The organism is Pedobacter ginsengisoli, assembly GCF_030244015.1.
In the GTDB taxonomy this organism is placed as follows: domain Bacteria; phylum Bacteroidota; class Bacteroidia; order Sphingobacteriales; family Sphingobacteriaceae; genus Pedobacter; species Pedobacter ginsengisoli.
In genome coordinates this window covers 92,592-112,944 of record NZ_JASSYX010000002.1, presented here as the reverse complement: position 1 = coordinate 112,944, position 20,353 = coordinate 92,592, and the positions used below count along the sequence as shown (strand labels likewise).

The following is a 20,353-nucleotide window of genomic DNA, read 5'->3' as shown; positions in this document are numbered from 1 at the left end:
ATGAAAAACAATAAAAAGGAGCTGCTGCAAGAGCAGCGTGAGGAACTGCTCAAAACTTTAAAAGACCGTTTTGAAAAAAACATGAACCGTCATAAGGGTATGGAATGGGCCAGGGTGCAAGCGAAACTGGAAGCCAGTGCTGAAAAGCTGTGGTCACTGGATGACATGGAGAGCACCGGTGGTGAGCCGGATGTGGTCGGTTATGATCAAAAGACAGGCGAATACATCTTCTATGACTGCGCTGCGGAGAGCCCTAAAGGCCGCAGAAGCATATGCTACGATCCGGAAGCACTCGAGTCAAGGAAAGAACATAAACCCGGAAATAGTGCCATCGGCATGGCCGCAGAAATGGGAATTGAGATTTTAGATGAAGAACAATACCGGGAGCTGCAGCAATTCGGAAAGTTTGACACTAAGACGTCGAGCTGGCTGAAAACACCTGCCGGGATTAGAAAGCTCGGTGGCGCTATCTTTGCAGATTACCGTTACGGAACCATTTTTATCTATCACAATGGCGCAGAATCGTACTATGCTGCCAGGGGTTTCCGGGGGGTGCTCAGAGTCTAGCTGGCTGTGCCAGCGGACTACCCGTGTTTTTTCTTCATGGTCATTTTGGCCTTCTGCCCTATGCCGTAATTGTAATTCTTTGAATTGCTTTCCTTTTTCTCATGAAATGCCCCACCTCCTTTTGGAGCGTCCAGACTGTCTTCTTTTACAGTCTTTACCTTTGCAGGCTTCGCCGTTTTTTCGATGATCAGGTCTTCAGGCAGATCCATTACCGGAATTTTGAAACCGATCGATACTTCGATCCTGCGCAGCTCTACCAGTTCCGTATCAGTAGCAAAAGTAATCGCCACCACTTCCTCGTCGCCCGATTTTACCACACGGCTCAGAAACAGTTCTTTCTTTTCCGGAACTTCAAAATGAAAGATAAAAGGGATTCCTGAGAGGTCCGGCGGAGCTGCAGAAGCAGTCAAACCTTCATTGGCCACGATAAGTACCCGCGCCTCAGGCGTATCTTTAAAATCTTCGATATGATCAAAACCTTCCTCGTCAAAAAACAGGGGATTGAGTACAGATATGGTACCGGGCTTATAGGAAACCAGTGCTTGATTTAGCTTTTGTGCGGTCAGGCGGCTGTTTACAAACACCACCACTTTTTCAAATACCTCATCATCCCGCAGCAACGAATCCAGTAAACTGATCTTGGTCTTAAAATTAGACACCTGGTAAAGCAGCAATTCATGGGTCACAGCTTTGCTTTCGCCAAGTTCTTCCACCTCAAGGGTCACGGGAAAATTCATAAACTGATCGATCATCAGGTTCAGCTTGTCATGGACCACAGTGGTAAAAATCAGGTGCTGAACTTTGCCCGCACTTCTTGCCAGTTCTGCAACGGGCAGTTGCATGCCCTGCTTTACGATCAGTTCGGCATCATCAACGATAAAGATCTGCAGCCTGTTCAGGTTCAGTCCCAGTTTCAGGTAGACCGCACGTGCCCTTGGCGGTGTAGCAACCACGATGTCTATTCCTTCCAGAAGTTCGAGTACAGTTTCTTCCATACCGCCTGTGCCATAAAGGCCCATGATGCGAAGACTCCTGTTGCCACTCAGCATTTTAAACTGGTCGATCACCGCAAGTACGCGTTCCTGGTCCGGAACCAGGATCAGCACTTTTGGCGCCTCATCTGTACTGTATTTTAGTTTCATCAAAACCCCAAGCACATAGGTGGTGGTCTTACCGCTCCCTTCAGGGCCTACGGCAATAATGTCCTGTCCACCTATTATTCTCGACATCGTCCTGGCCTGGATCTCTTTAGCAGAGATGTATCCGGCATCGGTCATAGCCGATATCAGTGACTTGCTTAGTTTCAGTTTATCTAACGACACAGTTCTTTTATTTTATTGCTGATGCAAATTTAACGATCCTGCAAAGCTAGGTAAAAATCATTAACTTATATTCTGCTGTCATTTAAAGCATAGCGCGTCTTTAAGCGTTCTAATTCCCTTTTTAGTCATTTTTAAGTAATAGATTAAAAATGAGTTCTTTAGATAAATCAGACCGAGTATATTTGTAGAGGATTTAATAACAACAATTAAACAAAATGACCATCAATATAATAAACTTGATGAATTAACGTAATATTTACAGCTAACGCTTTAACCAAATCAGGATGAGAAGATACATTTTAGGAATAGCAGGATTAATTTTAGTTTCATTTGCCCTAACCTTTATCAGCTGGGTTCCAAACAGCACCGGCCGGCATACACAAACAAAAAAAAGAAAACAAAATATAAGTTTATCTGAGGATACTTTGTACAACTCTTATTTGCAGGGGGTTTACAACAGTGCTCGTCTGGCCCAGAGCGGACTGGACATACATGTTTTTGAAAAAGCCGTGACCGGATTTTACAACCTTAAAAACTCCGGTAAGATCAGCGATGAAAAGTCTGTTTTGACCATTGCCGACATGGACATGAACAGCACGAAAAAACGCCTTTGGATCGTAGATCTGGACAAAAAAGAATTGCTGCTAAATACCTGGGTAGCACATGGACAGCGCAGCGGAGCAGATAAAGCAGTAAAGTTCTCTAATACCGATAATTCCTTTCAAAGTAGTATAGGCTTTTATGTAACTGGCGAGACGTACAATGGCCAGCATGGCCGTTCCCTGAGACTGGATGGCGTGGACGACGGCTTTAACGACAATGCCCGCAAAAGAGCGATTGTGGTTCACGGAGCAGATTATGTAAGTCAGGGAACGATAAACGCACTGGGCAGATTAGGCCGCAGTCAGGGCTGCCCGGCTGTCGCACCGGAACTGGCCAATAAAGTAATCAACACCATTGAAGGTAAAACCGTTTTGTTCATCAATTCAAGTACACAAGACTATACTTCCAAATATCTGAACGAGCATCTGGCAGCAACATTAGCGCAAAGCACGGGGGCAGAAAATACAGATCAGCAAACTGCTGAAACTATTGATTCTTTAGATATATAAGAATATGAGCCGTATCCGGCCGGATACGGCTCACAAAAATCAGTTGTCTAGCTTGACTTGATCCTTTCCAGGTAAGAATACAGCACCACATCCAGTCCGTAAACGTCCTTTCTAAACTGCAGCGTCCCGTTTTCATCTGCCCAGCAGGTAAAATAAGTCAGATACACCGCAACTTTCTCCGGCAGCGCAATATCCCTGGCCGTTTGCGCAGTGGTCTCGGCCATCTCTTTTTTGATCAGCTCAAATTTATCACCCTCCCCGAAAAGCGCACGGGCCAGTTCCAGAGGTTTTTCGACACGGACACAACCATGGCTAATCGCCCTGACAGGCAATTTAAAAGCTTCCTTTGCAGGCGTATCGTGCAGATATACAGAACTCTCATTGGGAAATAAGAACTTGATCTTGCCCAATGAATTGTCGTTTCCCGGCTGTTGTTTAAAGGTATAAACCTTGCCGGCATCAGCGGCAGTCCAGTCAATCGTTTCCGGATCTTCGATCAGTTTACCTTCCCGGTATACATTTATATTGTTATTGGCCAGGTAATACGGATCCGCCGCCGCATATTTAGTAATCTCTTTGGTAGCAATACTTTCAGGAATATTCCAGACCGGGTTCACCTGCACGCTGTTGATCATACTGCCGAGCTGGGGTGTTTCCCGGTTAAACGGCCTGTCTTTTTTCAAATCATTCTCATCATATTCCCTCAGACGATCTGTTGCTTTTATCTCACGGCCCTCTCCTACACAAACTTTCATGTTCAGCACCGATTTACCATTTTCTATCACATCCAGCCTGTAATCAGGGATATTGACCAAAACCAGCTTCCGGTCATCATTCCTGTTTTTCCAGCGCAGGCGCTCTAAATTAACCTCCAAAATACGTGCGGTTTCCTCTTTGGTCATTCCTGGAGCCGTCATGCCTTCGGCCAATGCCTTTTGCAGGGTCAGGTAAGATTTACTTTTGGGTTGAATGCTGTCCAGATAAACTTTCAGGTCATTAACGGCAAAGACAGACATGATACCGGCACTGTCCGGTCTTTTGGTCTTTGTATAATAATGCGCGTAAATCTTCCTTGGGCTTACAATTCCGTATTGCAGGGCGTTGGTGTAGCCGATCAGTGAATTGGCAGCCGCCAGTTCCAGCTCTGCAATGACACGATAAGCTTCTTCTACAGTCTTAATGGCCTTCTTATCATAGAGTTTCCCGAGCAGTTCCCCAAAACGTGCAGCATCAAACATTTCAGGCAAAAGACCATGGGCCCCTGCTTTGTTCAAATGATCTCCAAGTACGCTTAATCCTTTCACCGGCAGGTGTCGCATCAGCAATACGGGATCGTAACCATTGTCCTCATAAAAAGCACTGATCAGTTTCGGGTTGTTCAGTCCCAATTTTTTATCGGCCAGCACCTGTTTAAACACACCGGCAAAAGCCTCGTTTTCGACCTTTTTAAATACCCTGTTCTTCGTTTCCTTAAAAAGCTCCTTGCCAATCTCAGATTTACTTTTTTTACAGGATTGAAATGTCGCAGCCACAAAAAACATGAGCAGGAGAACTGCTCCACAACGATAATTTATATTCACCATACAGCACTAATAAGAATTAGTGCAATTTTGTTTTATCTTTCATCAATGAACGGCTTCATCATTGACCAGCAAACCCTCCGAGACCTGAATGTATTTTCGGAAACATCCGGCTCCGTATTCAATATCTTCAAACGTACACGGACCATTGGCGGCAGGGAAAAACTGCGGGAAATGATGTCAAATCCCTCAACAGATATAGATCTCCTTACCCGCAGAAGCGAAGCCATCAGGTATTTTTTTGACCGGGAGATCCAGCTCGACATCAGGAATGAAGAGCTGGACCTCATTGAGTTCTATCTGAAATCGACCAGACGAAGATCAAAGGGCAACCTGATCGATGCGGTGTCAGACTATGTAACCAGGAACTCGAGCAACGATTATTACATCATCAAAACAGGGCTCAAATACCTGATCAAGCTCGTGAAGTACCTGAACCTGTTTATCACGGAAAACCGGCCTGAAAACCTCCCTGAATATTTAAATGTTATTTTCAACCGGATCACTGAACTGACTGCGGAGGGCCAGCTAAGCCAAGCGCTGAAGCTCAATGAAAGTAACCTGAAATTTTACCAGGTGAGCTGGTTGGATGATGCATTCCGCGGCAGTAAAAAACAAAATATACTAGAACTGTTACAGCTCGTTTATGAACTGGATGTTCTTGAATACGTAGGCTTCACGGCAAAAAACAGAGGCTTCTCTTTCCCCGGATATATCAGCGGACCCGGCATGCATTTTAGCGTCGGGAGCCTTTTTCATCCTGGAATCAAAAACCCCGTTGCAAATGATGTCCGGTTTGACGGCGGTCTAAACATGGCCTTTCTTACCGGATCAAATATGGCCGGTAAATCATCTTTACTCAAGTCGCTTGGTTTGGCGATCTACCTGGCGCACATTGGCTTTCCAGTACCTGCAAAGGCCATGAAGACCACCATCTTTAATGGCCTGGTGACCACCATCAACCTTCCAGACAACATCAGTGACGGCCTGAGCCATTATTACAGCGAGGTAAAACGGGTAAAGGACGTGGCCCTGAAACTCACAGAAAATGACCGTTTGTTTGTGGTCTTTGACGAGCTTTTCCGGGGCACCAATGTAAAAGACGCGTTTGACGCTTCCCTCATGATCATTTCAGAGCTGTCCCACATTAGAAACTCTGCTTTTTTTATCTCCACCCATATTGTAGAGCTGGCAGACGAACTTCAGAAATACCCCAATATCTCCTTTCAGCAAATGGAAACCTTTTTTGAAAACAACAAACCGGTATTTACTTATAAATTGTCCAAAGGAATTTCTACCGAACGCCTGGGGATGTATATTGTATTGAATGAAGGCATTATCGACACCATCAGGAAAGCTGCCAAAACCTAATCTCCGGTTATTTGTTTTATAAGTGCTGCAATTCAGTGGCCGGATAAAATGAAGAAAATGGAAAATGTGGTTCAGAAACAATGGGAAGAAATAGATAGAAAGCTATACAAGGTTCTGCTCTTTAAAGATTTTCAGGAGGCTTTCGCATTTATGGTCAGGGTAGCCTTTGTGGCTGAAAAGAACAACCACCATCCAAAGTGGACCAATGAGTGGAATAAAGTAGAAATCTGGCTGAGTACACATGACGCCGGAGATATTGTAACAGACAAAGACAGGCAGCTTGCCAAGCAGATTGATGAACTGTTGAACCTGGCCATATAAGGAAAGCAGTCAGTTTTGTGCCACAATTGTAAGGCCCCGAAACATTGTGAATAATATAGCTGTAGTTTTGAAATTATAATTTAAAACTATGGATTTACAACTTCGTAATAAAACCGCATTTATTAGCGGCTCAACAGCCGGCATCGGCTTTGCAATAGCCCAAAGTTTACTGCAAGAAGGCGCTAAAGTTGTCATCAACGGCCGATCAGAAGAAGGCGTCGCTACTGCCGTAAAAGAGCTGCAGCAACTGGTAAAAGATGCAGATGTCTCTGGCCTGGCGGCGGACTTTTCAAATGCAGAAGAAGTCAGCGCACTGATAGAACAATTGCCGGATATCGATATCCTGGTCAATAACGCCGGGATCTTTGAGCCTAAACCCTTTGAAGAAATCCCTGATGAAGACTGGTTTCGCTTCTTTGAAGTGAATGTCATGAGCGGAATCCGCTTATCAAGAAATATCTTTCCAAAGATGCTGGCAAAGAACTGGGGCCGGATCATCTTCATCTCCAGCGAATCCGCGGTGTTTATACCTGATGAAATGATCCACTACGGAATGACCAAGACTGCGCAGCTTGCAGTAAGCAGAGGTCTTGCCGAACTCAGTAAGGGCACTGGTGTTACCGTAAACGCAATTCTGCCAGGACCTACAAAATCTAAAGGCGTGGGTACCTTTATTGAAGACCTGGCCAGAGCAGGCAGTATTTCAACTGATGAGGTAGAAGCTGATTTCTTTAAGAATTTAAGACCGACTTCACTCCTGCAGCGTTTCGCATCTGTCGAAGAGATCGCCAATATTGTAACCTATTATGTAAGCCCGCTGGCATCGGCTACCAACGGTGCGGCGATAAGAGCAGAAGGCGGGCTGGTGAGGTCGATTCTCTAGCAGAAGTGGATATTTCCTTTCAGTTTCGTAATTTGGAAACATGAAACCCGCCGACATCATCAACTACCGCTTATATAATCAGCAGATCGGAGAGACCCGCCTCGACAAACCCGAAGAGGTTGTCAACTGGATGGTGGCCATGCAGGCGCAGGAATATTCGATGGCCAAATGGGCGATCGGCCTGCGCTTGAAGGACACGACGGAAACTGAAGTTGAAAAGGCTTACAATGAAGGCCTGATCCTCCGGACACACCTCATGCGGCCGACCTGGCACTTTGTATCCCCTGAGGACATCAGGTGGCTTACTGAGCTCAGCGCTCCGCGGATCAGGCAGGCCATGGCCTATTATGAGCGTGAGCTCAATCTGGACAGCAAACTTTTCAGCAAATGTAGCGACATCATCGGCAGATCGCTGGAAGACGGCGGGCATATGACCAGAAATGCCCTTTCAGAGGAACTGGAAAAGCACAACATTAAACTGGACGGCCTGCAGATGGGCCATGTGATGATGAACGCAGAGACCGAATGCCTGGTGACCAGTGGTCCCCGCGAGGGTAAACAGTTTACCTATGCCCTGTTTAACAGCAGGGCGCCACAGTCAAAATCACTTTCCAAAGAAGAAGCCCTGTACGAGCTGGGCAGCCGGTATTTCCGCAGCAGAGGGCCCGCAACGCTAAAAGACTTTTCTGTCTGGTCAGGACTGAGCATCACGGACGCGAAAAAAGGGGAATCCATGCTGGATACCACGGTTTTCGCAAAAACGCAAGTTGGTGATGCAACCTATATCCTGCACCGGGAAACCCTGGATAAAGTAACAGAACTCTCTTCTGAAAAGATACAGCGCGACTTCCTCATGCCCGACTATGACGAATACGGAATGAGCTATATAGACCGCAGTGCTATTTATGATCCGTCAAAAGCACCCGCCGGGATGAGCCGGGACAATCCTGTGTTCAACAGGTTGATCATATTGGATGGCGTGATTGAAGGTGGTTGGAAACGTATCCTAAAAGGGAAATCTGTATTGGTAGAGACATCACCCTTTAAAACATTAAACAAGAAACAAACTTCAGAACTTGAAAAAATGGTAAAGCGGTTTCAAAAGTTTTCCGCACACCATTAGTAAACATTTCTTAGCAGTAATCATCCCATCCCGAAGGTGAAGCTCTGAAAGCTTTCCTATCTGCCACTGAGATAAGATTAAACAGCATCATCGTATTAGTTTCTGTTTTTAATGCTATAGTGGTGACCTTTTTGTACAGGAAAACTATAAGCATGAAATTTTTCAGAATAAACCGGGGCAATCTGTTTCTTTGAAATACCATCCATAATTACGATCTCCGCATCCCAGTTTACATTCTTATTGCTGATCACCGATTCTGATTTACCATCAGGGTAGTAGAATTTATAGGTTGAATTCGGGTGGCTAACGGGATATACCGTTGCAATAAACTCATCAGCATCATTTGATTTTTTAATCAGCACCCCTTTACCACCGACAAAGACCGGGATCTTATCATCAGGAAAAGGATAATCTTTCAAAACAAGAGGCCCCTTAAATTTCTCGCCCGATTCATAATCCAGCCACACTCCTTCGGGCAGGTATACATTTCTTGAAACAACGGTAGCATAGTCATTTCCATAAGCTGGAGCAGCCAGCAATGACGGGCCCAGCATCCAGGAATATTGTTTTTTCATCTTGCTGGCCAGATCATAAGTTGCTGTATCTTTAGGGTACGCAATTTGCAGAGGCGTCATCGTAACCGGATACCCCGTATAATAACTTTCCAAAGCCGCACTGTAAATATATGGCGCAAACTGATGGTGCCAGTCCGCTGTTTTTTTGATGACCTGTTCATACAGTTTATTTTCCAGGTGCCAGGGGCCCAATCCAAGCGACATTGCGGGGCAAACTGCAGCAAACAGCGAATTTCTCACATAATATCTTTTCACATCTTCGCTCAGAGGCAGTTTATGATATTTTCCGCCAACAATGTCCGGATAAGTATTGGGTGCGGCACTTGCCGCAAAACTCAGTACATTGATCAGCGGGCGGTCCTGATCCTGGCCATACTGGGTATCTTCGATCCTGATGATTTCCCCTGGCACAGAATAAGCCGCATTGCGTACCATCACATGGTAACCATTCTTCATCAGAATTTCATCGGCTTTATTGGCCTTTCCATCGTCCATTACAAGACGCCCGTCTTTCATCATGGTATCTTCCTTATAACCCATAACGCCCCATTTCTTTGACCCGTTATAGAACCATTGCACAGCCGCAGGGTTGTTTCCGTTAAGAATATAGACATTCCCTTTAGGAAAGACTGCTGAAAATACTTTGGGTTTACCCTCCGTATCCTTTATAAAATAATCATTCCTGATTCCTTCATTGGTATAAGGACCGTCATTTACCGGATTATCAAAACCACCCTGATCAGAAGGTGCTTTAAAATTAACCCTGATGCCCAGGATCAGGCTGATGTTCCGATCACGGAAATACTTTTTAAACCCCGCTACATCTGGATACCGGGGATTTGGCAGGTCATCCTTTCTGTTCTGCTGAAAAGTATCATCCCAGATTCCAAAGCTATTGGTGGAGCCTTCAGACGGTGATTTCCTGTCTCCCTTCCAAAACCCGGAGCCAACCACGACCCACTTTAAAGGATATCCCCGCTGCAGGTATGACGACACATCATTTTGCACGGTGGATTGTGCAGTGTTCCAGCCCAGCGAGCCGAAAGCTTCATATCCGAGATCAAAAAAATCATATTTAGGCTTAAAATCAGGATAGCCTTCTGCGATTCTCACCTTCGCATAACCGGCATAAATCTCCTGCATATCGCCAAAGAAATAATAAATATTGACTGACCCTACCTGATTAGCCCCCAATTTGTTCTCATTGCTATTGATACCAACACGTTTACTGGCCTTTTCAAAAACGACCTCAGCAAACTGCTGTTTTGGAAACACAGCAAAACTTGTTATAAACCGGGACTTGTCCGTGGTATTCATAAAATTATCATTGCTATAGCCAAACAGGTTAGTACTTTGACCATAAGACCCATGATCCCCAAGACCGTAAACCGGACCGAATCCGGCTGTACGCGCCTCGATCGTATAACTCAGATTTGCTTTTTGAGCGACTCCTGTCCTGTCTTCCGGTGCAATCCTCAGATTGATCACCGCATCCGACAAATAAAAATCTACCCTGGCCCTCAACCCGACGGCATTTGCTACTATACATGAGAACAAAGTGTCTGCTGAAGAAACGGTCCGGATATACACTGGTGCAGGTGCTGGCGGTTCTCCCGACAACCCTATGTTTATGCCAGATACCGGATGAAAATCAGCAACCAGATGGCCACTGGCATCCTGAAAAGAAAAAGCAAATTTTTCTTTGCGAATGAGCAATTTGTAACTTTTCTTTTTGATGACAATCACCGCATCATCCGGTTTAACTGCTTTGACAGATAAGAAAGTGAAGCAAATCAGCATCAGTAAAGCGCTCTTAAAAATTTTCATTGAAACCTGTGTCTATGTTTATATGATTTTAATTGTCTGTCAGAATCCTACCAGTTGTCCGTACGAAATGAGGAAGCAGGTAAGCCTTCTGTATTATAAAGTTCTCCTACCGCCCAGTCTTTAAATGCATACCTCACCGCAACAGGTTTCTTTACCTGTTCACTGTATACCAAAACCTTCCGTCCTTTCAGAACAGCGTCAGCAGGATAAAATTTTCTATCTGCCCCCGAAATTTCAAATTGGGTCAGCTTTTTCCCGAATGTCGAAAACCCAAGTTCCGCATTTCTAAACTGCAGTTCGACGGTATCATTTGAAACCTTGAAAGATTCGTATTCCGGTCCCCGGAAAACAATCCCCTGCTTTTGATAGGCATTGGCTAGAGCCCAGTACGCAAGACGCTTACTGATGACCGTTTTATTTGCAGGGTGGATATTCCGCTCTTCTCCGGCGTCAATGGAAACCGCCATTCCTGATTGAGGGATCAGGCCCATCGCCTTAGACTGAACCTCCCTCAACCTTGGGATCAGCGCACTTTGCGACTCCGAATATTGCATGGGTGCGATCTGGACATAATAAAAGGGCCAGTCACCTATGCCCCAGTGCTTTCTCCATGAACTCACCATTGCCGGTTGCAAGGTCAGATAAGAAGCATAATTATGCCGGTTCTGCTCACCCTGGTACCAAAGTACCCCCCTTATGCCATACCCGACGATGGGCGCAATCATCCCGTTAAAAAGGTTGGACGGCGTTTGATGTGCAGCTTTACTAATGGCTTTGTCTCCGTCAAGTCCCTCCTTCAGTCCCTCCTCCAGAGCAAACTTATCCATCCAAGCTTCAATTGGAGAGCCCCCCCAGGTCGACTGGATCATACCAACCGGAACACCAAGATGCTGCTGTATAAACTTTGCAAACTGAAAACCGACAGCGCTGAATTCCTTAACCGCAGAAACGTCTGCTTCCATCCATGCCCCTTTCACATCTGATAAAGCTGTCGCAGACGTATTTCTACCGACATGAAAAAGCCTGATTTTTTTGTTGGGTGCTTCTATCAGCAGGTCATTGGAACCAAGTACCGGTGAATTCAGGTAACCCTTGACCGGCATATCCATATTGGATTGTCCCGAGCAGAGCCATACCTCCCCAATCATCACATCATTCAAGATTATCCTGTTTTTTTGTTTAATTTCCAGTGTAAAAGGCCCCCCGGCTGCCGGTGTTTCTATTTGCAGCAGCCATTTGCCATCAACACCTGCCTTTGTTCTATAACTTTTATTACTCCAGGAAGTAACAACGCACACCAGGCCGTCACCAGACACGGTGCCCCATATTTTTACCTTGCTCTTTTGCTGGAGTACCATATGGTCTGAAAAAAAAGCAGGCAGTTTTACCTGCGCGGCAGCAGGCAGTGAAGCCAACAGCATGATCAGCAATATTTTTGTAATGAGTTTCATTCTCTTTCTATTAAAGCTCCATTGATATATTTAATTATAGCACCTCACTTCAAACAGGGAAACCGGCACATCCTCATTGGAATTGGAAACGACCAGTTTCAATTGCTGCACCGTCACCGCCGTCTCAAAATGAATGGTGCTCAGCGCCTGATGGTTTCGTGTAATCCTGCCCACTTCTACGTCATTGCAATTATACACCCTCACCTCCGTCGCACAAAACGGCTGCACATCTTCATTCTGTCGCATCAGCACATTTTCCATCGGATGGTCATAGTCACAATCAAAACTTAGCGTAAGCGTTTTTATAGTGACCTCACGGCCCCATGAAATGGTAATTTTAGCCTCCCGGTCGGTATAATCTGCTACCCAGGCATTGACCGAAGATACCGGTCGATGCCATCCATTGCGCAGGTTTTCTGGGCTAAAGACCGTCAGTCCCGGGTTAATGCTCAGGGCGAAATTCTGACCTTCAGGCCTGCGCTGGGGGCACCAGAACTCAAATGCATCCACCCCGATATCCTCTGGCGGCTCCTGTTTGCCATAATTAGACACCGCCGGATTAATGCTGTTAAAGACCGAGAGTATACCCGAAATTCGTTTTTTACTATATTCTATCTGAACCAGTTCATTTTTCATAATGCAGACAAAGGCATAGCAAGCCTCTGTAAAATGTACATCGAAATCCAATACCAGGTCCTGTACCCCGGCTTTTAAATATTTAACACAGGAATCAAGCGTCACATCCGGAGTGTGGTTTTCCGGCTTGGAACTTTTGCGCAGCTCTATCCTCAGTTCTGTAGGTCCAAGTACATTGAGCCGCAAGGTAATTTCAGGCATTTTTCCCTGCTGTACCGGGAGCATCTGCCCCGCAGACTGGGCAATTGGTTTCCACAGATCTCCTCCCGGTATCCGTGACAACACCATCGTCGAACTCGAAGTAATGGATTGTGCTGATCTGACCAGGTCCAGACTGTCATTCAAAGGTACACCCGGCAGATGCTGACCCGTCTTCAGGAGCTCCAGCTGAAGCTCTTTAATATGCTCCCTGCCCAGCACGGAAGGACTAACGCCGTATTTCTTGCAAAGAGATGTTGCCACGCCCACAGCCTGCGCCCCATGAGAGCAGGTACCCATTACCCTGCTCGATCCGAATGCGACATGTGTTGCACTTATGATGCGCCCGGCAAGGAAAAGATTTTGAATATTCCTGCTGTAATAGCATCGGTACGGGATACCATAGATCCCTTTACTATGCCATTGGTTGCAGCCCGGCAACTCGCTGAATATACCATCCGCCGGATGCAGATCGATGCTCCAACCGCCAAAAGCGACCACATCTTCAAATTCCCTTTGTTCAACAATATCCTGCTGTTTCAGCATATAGTCACCCTCAAAGCGCCTGCTTTCCCGTTTACCGGGAATTGTACCGACCCATTCCAGGCTCATGGTCTCCGCTTCAGGGAAATCTCCCGAGTTTTTGATATAGTTCCACACGCCATAAATTACCTTCCAAAGTTCCCATTTGATCTTTTCCGTATCATGAACAGTATCCAGTCTGCCACCGTACTCAATCCACCAGAGGTTACACCCCTGGTCCTTAACAGAAAACTTCCGGTATCTTGGTATTTTGGTGATATCAGACAAGGCGAATGCCGGCGGAACGAATTTGACCGGGCGATGGGTATCTTTAGTATAGAAATACAGTGAATGCCCCAACAGCTCACCATATTCTGCAGAAGGTGCAAATTTTTCGCCAAATTCACTTTTGGACTCTGCACCCATACGAAATGCAGCACCAGCCAGAAATCCGACAATCCCGTCACCGGAAGCATCACAAAACAAGGGGGATGTAACCGTATAGGCAGTACTGTTCTGGCTGCAAAACGCTTTTACCCTTTCAATATGGCCGCCATTCATATCCAGGTCCGATACCGCCGTGTTCAGCAGCAAAGTAATATTGGCTTCAGCAACAACTTTTTCGAGCAGGATGGTATCAAAAACAAGTGGGTTGCTTTCCTCATTGCGGTAAGTATTTTCGATAAGGATCTCATTGATCACCCCGCCCTCCCTTGCCCAGCGGTTGTTATTACCCATATGTGAAGTAGCGCCCAGTACCCATAACCGGACCTCGCTTGATGAATTTCCACCAAGCAGAGGCCGATCCTGGATGAGCACGACTTTAATGCCCTGACGTGCTGCAGTGATGGCGCAACAGGTACCCGAAAGGCCTCCTCCTATCACCGTCAGGTCTGCAGTTAAATCTATTTGCTTAATTCGCCTTTTTTCAGCAGGCGTTCCTATGATCATATTAATCTTCTTTAGTTATTTGATTTATTTCTCTTGTCGCTTTCCTGGACGCCAGCCAGGGAATCACTGATATCAGCAGCACCAGTCCTCCCACAATACCGGTCGGCACCTTTCCGACCGGAGTAATCAGACAAAGGACAAACAGGATCAAAGCCGTAACCAGCAGTGAAAATGCGATGATCTTAAGACCAAACTGGTTCTGCTTCCTGGTCAGGATGATCTCTTCAATATCTGCTGCGCGTGCGACAGCCCCGGCTTTATGCCGTGCCTTAACTTCCTTATAGTTCAGGTAATCTGCTGAGGCCTCAGATTTATCTGCAAAAAAAAGCTCGTTGATGACCAGCATTAAAACAGGAATACCTACTCCTACCATCATCTCCTCTGCCCGGTCCAGCTTAAATCCGCTAAGAAATGGAATCACCAGCTTAAACAGCAAATTGATCATCAGCGAGATACAGGTGACCCAAAGCGTAACCGCACCTGTGAGCCGCTTTGAAAACAATGCCCATACCGGTGGCGCCAGCAAAGGACCAGCAGTAATGGCTGCGACGGTAAGTACGACAGCTACCATCCCGCCCATTACCGGTACGACCAGTGCAATGAGGATCATACATATTCCAAGTGCCCAGGAAGAAAGACGCGCAATACGCATCAGTTGCCGCTCATTTGCTTCGGGTCTGATCATATTTTTATAAATGTCATTGGTAAACACCGCAGCCACCACATTTAAAGTGGTATTGGCTGTCGCCGATGTAGAAAAATACATTCCGGTGAGCATCAGGCCCATTAGTCCCGGAGGTAGCACCATTTGGCATATCTTAAGATAGGCATTTTCGGTATCCAGGCCCTGAAGGGAGGGATCGATCACTCTGAATATCATCGGGGGCAGCATCCAGATCATTGGACTGATCAGATACAGGGCGGCAAAGAGGTAAGCCACCTTACTGGCCGATTTAGGACTGTCTACGCTGGTGTACCGCTGCACAAATGTCCAGTTTCCACCGATGTAAAAAATATGATAAATGGTAAAGGCAACTACAAACCACAAAGTGTACTCCCCATTGAAAACATTAAAAAACCCATCAGGGGAATTGTTTACGAAAGCGCTGATGCCGCCAACCTTTTCCAGTGACAAGGGAAGGATGATCAGCACGGCAGCCGAAAGCACTACAAACTGCAGGATATCTGTAACCATGACCGCCCACAACCCACCCGCAGCAGTATACGCGATCATGATCAGGCCAAGAACAACTGTAGTTTCCGCCAGTGGAAATCCGAGGGAAGTACTGACCAGCTTCGCCACCGGATATAGGACAGCTCCTTTAATAAACAGAGATACGCCCATAAAAATATAGATGTACATTTTCTGAACCCCCGCGCCAAGCCGCTCATGTATATACTCTGCAGCGGTAAGGTTTCCCGTTTTTTTCCAGCGGGGTGCTATAAATAAGGCCGCAGCCAATGCACCGAGCGCCATCGTCCATTGAATAGTGACTGATACCCACCCATATTTATAAGCCACAGAGCCCCATGCCACAAAAGTCCCCGCAGAGAAGAAGCTCATAAAAAGGGACAGTCCCCCGATAAACCAGGGCACAGCTTCTCCACCGGCAAAAAAAGACTTCATATTCACCCCCGTCCGGGAAAAAAGTAAGCCTATGCAAAGTATAAAAGCGGAAAAAATAAAGATGACAATAATGTCTAAGGATAAATTCATAAAAGGCTATATCTGGTTATTGTTACAGATAGTCTGAAACTTATTTCTGAAAGCGTCATTCACTAACTATTGCCCTAAATTATTCTACAACAGCATAAAATACAAATAACAGAGGACCCTAAGAAGTCTTTTTACTATCACAAGCGTTTGCACAAACGCTTGTGATAGTAAAAAAAATTGCACGTCAGGCACTAGGGTTCAGGCCTCCTGAAAGTAGAGGAACGGACGATCAAATTGCCCTTAACCATTTTGGTCTGCGCCACATGATCATCGCCATCCAGGATCTGGTCAAAGAACATCTGTGCGACCGTTTCTCCGCATTTGTAAGTCTGTGGATTAAAGGAGGTCAGGCTTGGTTCAATGATGTCACCAGTAGGATCATTGCCAAAACCCGCAACACCGATTTCATGTGGGATCCTGATGCCTTTCTTCTTTAAATGAACAATAATATTCACTGCCCCAATATCAGAAATACAAAAGAATGCGTCAATCGTCCTGTCCCTTTCCAGCAGCTCATCTACCTGCTTTAAAATGGCTTCCTTCGTCAGGTCAGTGTAGCAGATCAACGCAGGATCTGCAGAGGTACCGGCTTTCCTAAATGCCTTAAGATAGCCCTCCAGCCTTTTTCTGGTCACATACAAGCGTTCAGGTCCCGCAATGATCGCAATTCTTTTAAAACCCTGCCCGATCATATGTTCCGTCACCTGGAATGATCCGTCCACATCATCAAGCAGCACCTTGGAAGTATTCAGTTCCTCGCAGACCCGGTCAAACTGAATAATAGGTATGCCCCTTTTCAGGTTAAGCTTAATGTGGTCAAACGTATTGGTCTCCTTACTGTGGCAGATCAGCAGGCCATCTACCCAATTAGTGATAAAGGTATGCACATTTGCCACTTCTGTCTCATGCGATTCCCTTGACTGGCTGATCATCACCTTATAGCCTACGGCAGATGCAATACTCTGAATGCCAGTAAGAATAGAAGCAAAAAAATAAGTCTCTATATCTGGAATGATCACCCCGATGGTTCGCGTTTCCCTTCTTGTCAGGCTTTGCGCAAGCGTGTTTGGCTGATAGTTCAGTTCAGCAGCTACCTGCTTGACCACATTTTTTGTTTCCAGGCTGATGTCAGAATGGTCTTTGAGGGCTCTCGACACCGTTGATACCGAAACCCCTATCACCTTGGCTATATCAATAATCGTCGTCGAATGGTCTTTTAATCTCGATGGCTTACGTTTCTGAAAATCTAATTGGATGGTAAAATAATAATCACACTCCTTACAAAAGAACCTTTGTCTTCCCCTGATAAAACCGGACCTGATTATTGTTTCGTCCTTATGGCACTTTTTACATTTGACTCTCGGCATTGTTATCGTATAAAGATTTATGCAAAATAGAAAAAGCGCCGGTAATCCGGCGCCGGTTCAATTATTTAAATATCATTCTTTGAAAGACCAGCTCTTCGATCACCGGCTTTTCACGTTTGGGTGTAAGCAGATCAGAATGAGACTTTATGGTAATTTTTATGGTCCCGCCACCCTCAGGAATTGACCAGGGACCATATTGCCCGGCCGTACCTGGCAATACAAAGACCAGATCACCAGCTGCTTTATCATTGACCTGTACACTAAACCAAAGCTCCTTGCTGACCGGGTTCTTTACCTGTAAAAAGAAAGACTTCGCACCGACCGGCGGTCTGAAATAAAAGAACCCGCTGGCAATATCTGATTTTTTAACCTGACCTGTATATCCCAGAGAATTGATGATCCGCTGTTCACCGGTGACCCGCCTGCCGTCCGGCCAGGTATTTTTTGCCCAGCTCACTCTTCCGTAATTGTGACTGTTCAGCACCATACCCTGCTTTAAGGAAGCTGCAAAAAGGCCCGCCTCAGAGTCAAGGTCGGCAAAAGTAATATCTTCGGTCAGCTGCCGGCCAAAAGCATGGTCTCCCGACTGGAGGTATTCGACTAAATTCTGCAATACCTTTGCGGCAACAGGATCATTAGCCGACCTTTCTACTACCTCAAACTGAGAAAAAGTGATGCTGCCCAACTCCTTAAAATATTCCAGAACAACAGGGTTTTCCAATGCGGGGCCACAATTGGCCAATACCGTCGCTTCTCTAAGCACATCAGCCTGGATATTAAAAACCCCCGTTACAGGAAAGTTTGACCCCCCCTTTACCTGGTTCCAAAGGAAAAAATTACGATTAGCAAGACCCTTATCCAGCAATCCGGGGCGTTCCGTATTTACAAAAAGAGAATTATATGTCCTCGCCTTCACACCCTGCGGCAATAAAGGCGATTTGCCCAGCTGATCTGCCTGCTGTTCCAGAACGAGTACCCGTCCGCCGTTTTTCACAAATGCCATGACATCCCCCGCCTGATCGCCCGAAAGCCCGTGCAATGCTCCGGCCCCAATGACCAGAGGCTTATCCCTCATCCCTTTAAAATCCTGCACCCGCTCAAAGCCCGACCCTATGTCTTTCAGCGCCTTGTCGGTATTACCCTCAGGATCATATAACATAAACTTAACCCCGGCATCAGCAGTAGCAAAATCCCTGGCAGCAACAAAAACATCCATCTCATTGGGAACTGACCTCGCTGCTGCATGGTTTAAACTCATGACTATTTTTGCCGGTCCGGCCGTGATGACCTGCGGCACAACAATGCTCAGGGGAATTTTTGCCGTACTGTAATAGGCCACATCCGGAACAGGTACGACCAGGCTGTCCAGTGTTTTACCATTCTGTTCGAGGCGTACAGATATCGTGGCCCCTGAAAGCCGACCCAGCAAAACATCATCATTGACGACATACAGCTCACCCCTGATCTGTGAGCCAGCGAAGGCATGACGGTCCCATGACCTCAGTGACAGCAGTACAGGACTGTACACCTGCCTTAAGACCTCCGCAGCGGGCTTGGCCGAAAATGTCCGGCTTGGAACGTCCCAGGTCCAGTAATCAGAGTATGGAAAAGAGCCGGAGAGCCGACTGTCCATACCTCTACCCCTGCGCATGCCCTCCATCATTTCTTTGGTAATTAACCGTTGGTACCAAAGCGGGTCATCCGGATGCTGCCCGCCCCTGCCCACGTGTCTCAATGCATTGGAAAGGCCTTTATTAACCAGCAAATGAAAACGACCGCTCCTTTCAGCGGTGTAGGTACCTACGCATTCGGTAAACGTCACCGGCTGCCCCGAACCGCCGTCTTTTTTATAGATATCCTGCAGCTCATATTTATCCATATCCAGCACCGTACCTCCGTACCAGCCTGTGTAGTCGTGCATATCCTCAATATCGCCCACCTTCCCTTTCCCAAAACCGGCATTAGCGATCATCGGATGCGAAGCGTCAAGTGTTCTGGCAAATTCATAATTTTCCTGGCTCAATCTCAGGAAATCCGGGTTCGCTGTCCACTGTATTTCATTGGACAATGTGTAGATCGCCGTAGACACATGGTTCCGCAACCTTGAGATCTTTGGCGTAAAGTCCCTCCTGTTGCTGGCAAAGACCTCGTCTTCCCTTGCACCTGCACCGGAATAACTTCCGGCTATATTCAGTATCCCCATTTCATCAGCATACCTGACCCAAAGCTCATGGTCTCCCACCCTTCCCGCATTGATATGGAGGGCCTTCATCTTTTCAAAGAACTTTTTTACAAAACGCTCGTCATTCCACATTTCAGGCGCAGCCTTACCGTTCGCATCCACAATTCTGGATACCGGCCACTGTGATAAGGCCCTCAGGTAATAAGGATTGCCATTTAAATAAAACAGGTTATTCCGAATCTCAAAAGACTTAAAACCTATTTTGCGGACATCCGCCACATCACTTTTATGATCAGATCCTGTCAGGACCCGCATCGTATACAGAACAGGTTGTTCAGGGGACCAAAGTCTTGGCTTCAATTGTATCCTGCCCAGCTTCATCTTTTTACTAGCCCCGGCAGCCAGGACAACCTGCTGCCGGGATATTTCTAAAAATAATTTCCCAAAAGCGTCCGTAACTGTCAGGCTGACAAAACCCTGTTTGCTATTCACGCCGGTATTTTTAACTGAGAACTCCACCTGAATACTGTTCATGGTCGTAGTAATAAAAAAATCATCCAGTTCAAATATGGGCTTACCAGCCGCATGAACATTACAGCACAAAAGACACCAAAAAAGAATACCCGCCGTTCTTATAATTTTCATGAT

The 20,353-nt window shown here is 46.2% G+C and carries 14 protein-coding genes; 6 read left to right on the top strand and 8 right to left on the bottom strand.

Annotation, left to right across the window (positions count from 1 at the left end):
* Entirely contained in the window at positions 1–567 is a 567-nt protein-coding gene (locus QEP08_RS07690; protein ID WP_285057057.1) for a DUF4256 domain-containing protein, read from the top strand.
* 17 nt (positions 568–584) lie between these two features.
* On the opposite strand, the gene QEP08_RS07685 is transcribed toward QEP08_RS07690, so the two are convergent.
* Positions 585–1,889: a DEAD/DEAH box helicase gene (locus tag QEP08_RS07685; protein ID WP_285057055.1), complete on the bottom strand. Its 1,305-nt coding sequence runs from the start codon at positions 1,887–1,889 to the stop codon at positions 585–587.
* Positions 1,890–2,173: 284 nt separating this feature from the next.
* Between QEP08_RS07685 and QEP08_RS07680 the strand changes: the two genes are divergently transcribed.
* Positions 2,174–3,001, top strand: a complete 828-nt coding sequence (locus QEP08_RS07680; protein WP_285057053.1) for a murein L,D-transpeptidase catalytic domain family protein — start codon at positions 2,174–2,176, stop codon at positions 2,999–3,001.
* A gap of 47 nt (positions 3,002–3,048) precedes the next feature.
* On the opposite strand, the gene QEP08_RS07675 is transcribed toward QEP08_RS07680, so the two are convergent.
* Positions 3,049–4,584 (bottom strand): L,D-transpeptidase family protein, encoded by a 1,536-nt coding sequence (locus QEP08_RS07675; protein WP_285057052.1) that lies wholly within the window; start codon positions 4,582–4,584, stop codon positions 3,049–3,051.
* Positions 4,585–4,629: 45 nt separating this feature from the next.
* Here QEP08_RS07675 and QEP08_RS07670 point away from each other — a divergent pair, with 45 nt between their 5' ends.
* From QEP08_RS07670 to QEP08_RS07655, 4 genes are all read left to right on the top strand, one after another.
* Positions 4,630–5,952, top strand: coding sequence for a MutS-related protein (locus tag QEP08_RS07670; RefSeq protein WP_285057050.1), 1,323 nt, complete (start codon positions 4,630–4,632; stop codon positions 5,950–5,952).
* A gap of 48 nt (positions 5,953–6,000) precedes the next feature.
* Positions 6,001–6,273 (top strand): 4a-hydroxytetrahydrobiopterin dehydratase, encoded by a 273-nt coding sequence (locus QEP08_RS07665; protein WP_285057048.1) that lies wholly within the window; start codon positions 6,001–6,003, stop codon positions 6,271–6,273.
* Positions 6,274–6,361: 88 nt separating this feature from the next.
* Complete coding sequence (locus QEP08_RS07660; RefSeq protein WP_285057046.1) at positions 6,362–7,156, top strand: SDR family NAD(P)-dependent oxidoreductase; 795 nt, start codon at positions 6,362–6,364, stop codon at positions 7,154–7,156.
* 40 nt (positions 7,157–7,196) lie between these two features.
* Entirely contained in the window at positions 7,197–8,279 is a 1,083-nt protein-coding gene (locus QEP08_RS07655) for a winged helix DNA-binding domain-containing protein (RefSeq protein WP_285057044.1), read from the top strand.
* Between the two features lie 95 nt (positions 8,280–8,374).
* Here the strand turns inward: QEP08_RS07655 and QEP08_RS07650 are convergent, their stop codons facing one another.
* The 6 genes from QEP08_RS07650 to QEP08_RS07625 form a co-directional block, all read right to left on the bottom strand.
* Positions 8,375–10,681, bottom strand: coding sequence for a TIM-barrel domain-containing protein (locus QEP08_RS07650; RefSeq protein WP_285057042.1), 2,307 nt, complete (start codon positions 10,679–10,681; stop codon positions 8,375–8,377).
* A 47-nt stretch (positions 10,682–10,728) separates the two neighbouring features.
* Positions 10,729–12,132, bottom strand: coding sequence for a sialate O-acetylesterase (locus QEP08_RS07645; RefSeq protein WP_285057041.1), 1,404 nt, complete (start codon positions 12,130–12,132; stop codon positions 10,729–10,731).
* A 30-nt stretch (positions 12,133–12,162) separates the two neighbouring features.
* The gene (locus QEP08_RS07640; RefSeq protein ID WP_285057039.1) at positions 12,163–14,439 is read right to left on the bottom strand and encodes an FAD-dependent oxidoreductase; all 2,277 of its coding nucleotides are present in this window, start codon (positions 14,437–14,439) and stop codon (positions 12,163–12,165) included.
* Position 14,440: 1 nt separating this feature from the next.
* Positions 14,441–16,156 (bottom strand): sodium:solute symporter family protein, encoded by a 1,716-nt coding sequence (locus QEP08_RS07635; protein WP_285057038.1) that lies wholly within the window; start codon positions 16,154–16,156, stop codon positions 14,441–14,443.
* A 191-nt stretch (positions 16,157–16,347) separates the two neighbouring features.
* On the bottom strand, positions 16,348–17,523 hold the full coding sequence (locus tag QEP08_RS07630; protein ID WP_285057037.1) for a LacI family DNA-binding transcriptional regulator: 1,176 nt from the start codon (positions 17,521–17,523) through the stop codon (positions 16,348–16,350).
* Positions 17,524–17,584: 61 nt separating this feature from the next.
* Positions 17,585–20,350 carry a glycoside hydrolase family 2 protein gene (locus QEP08_RS07625; RefSeq protein WP_285057036.1) on the bottom strand — a complete coding sequence of 922 codons (2,766 nt, stop codon included), beginning with the start codon at positions 20,348–20,350 and terminating at the stop codon, positions 17,585–17,587.
* Positions 20,351–20,353 lie beyond the last annotated feature (3 nt).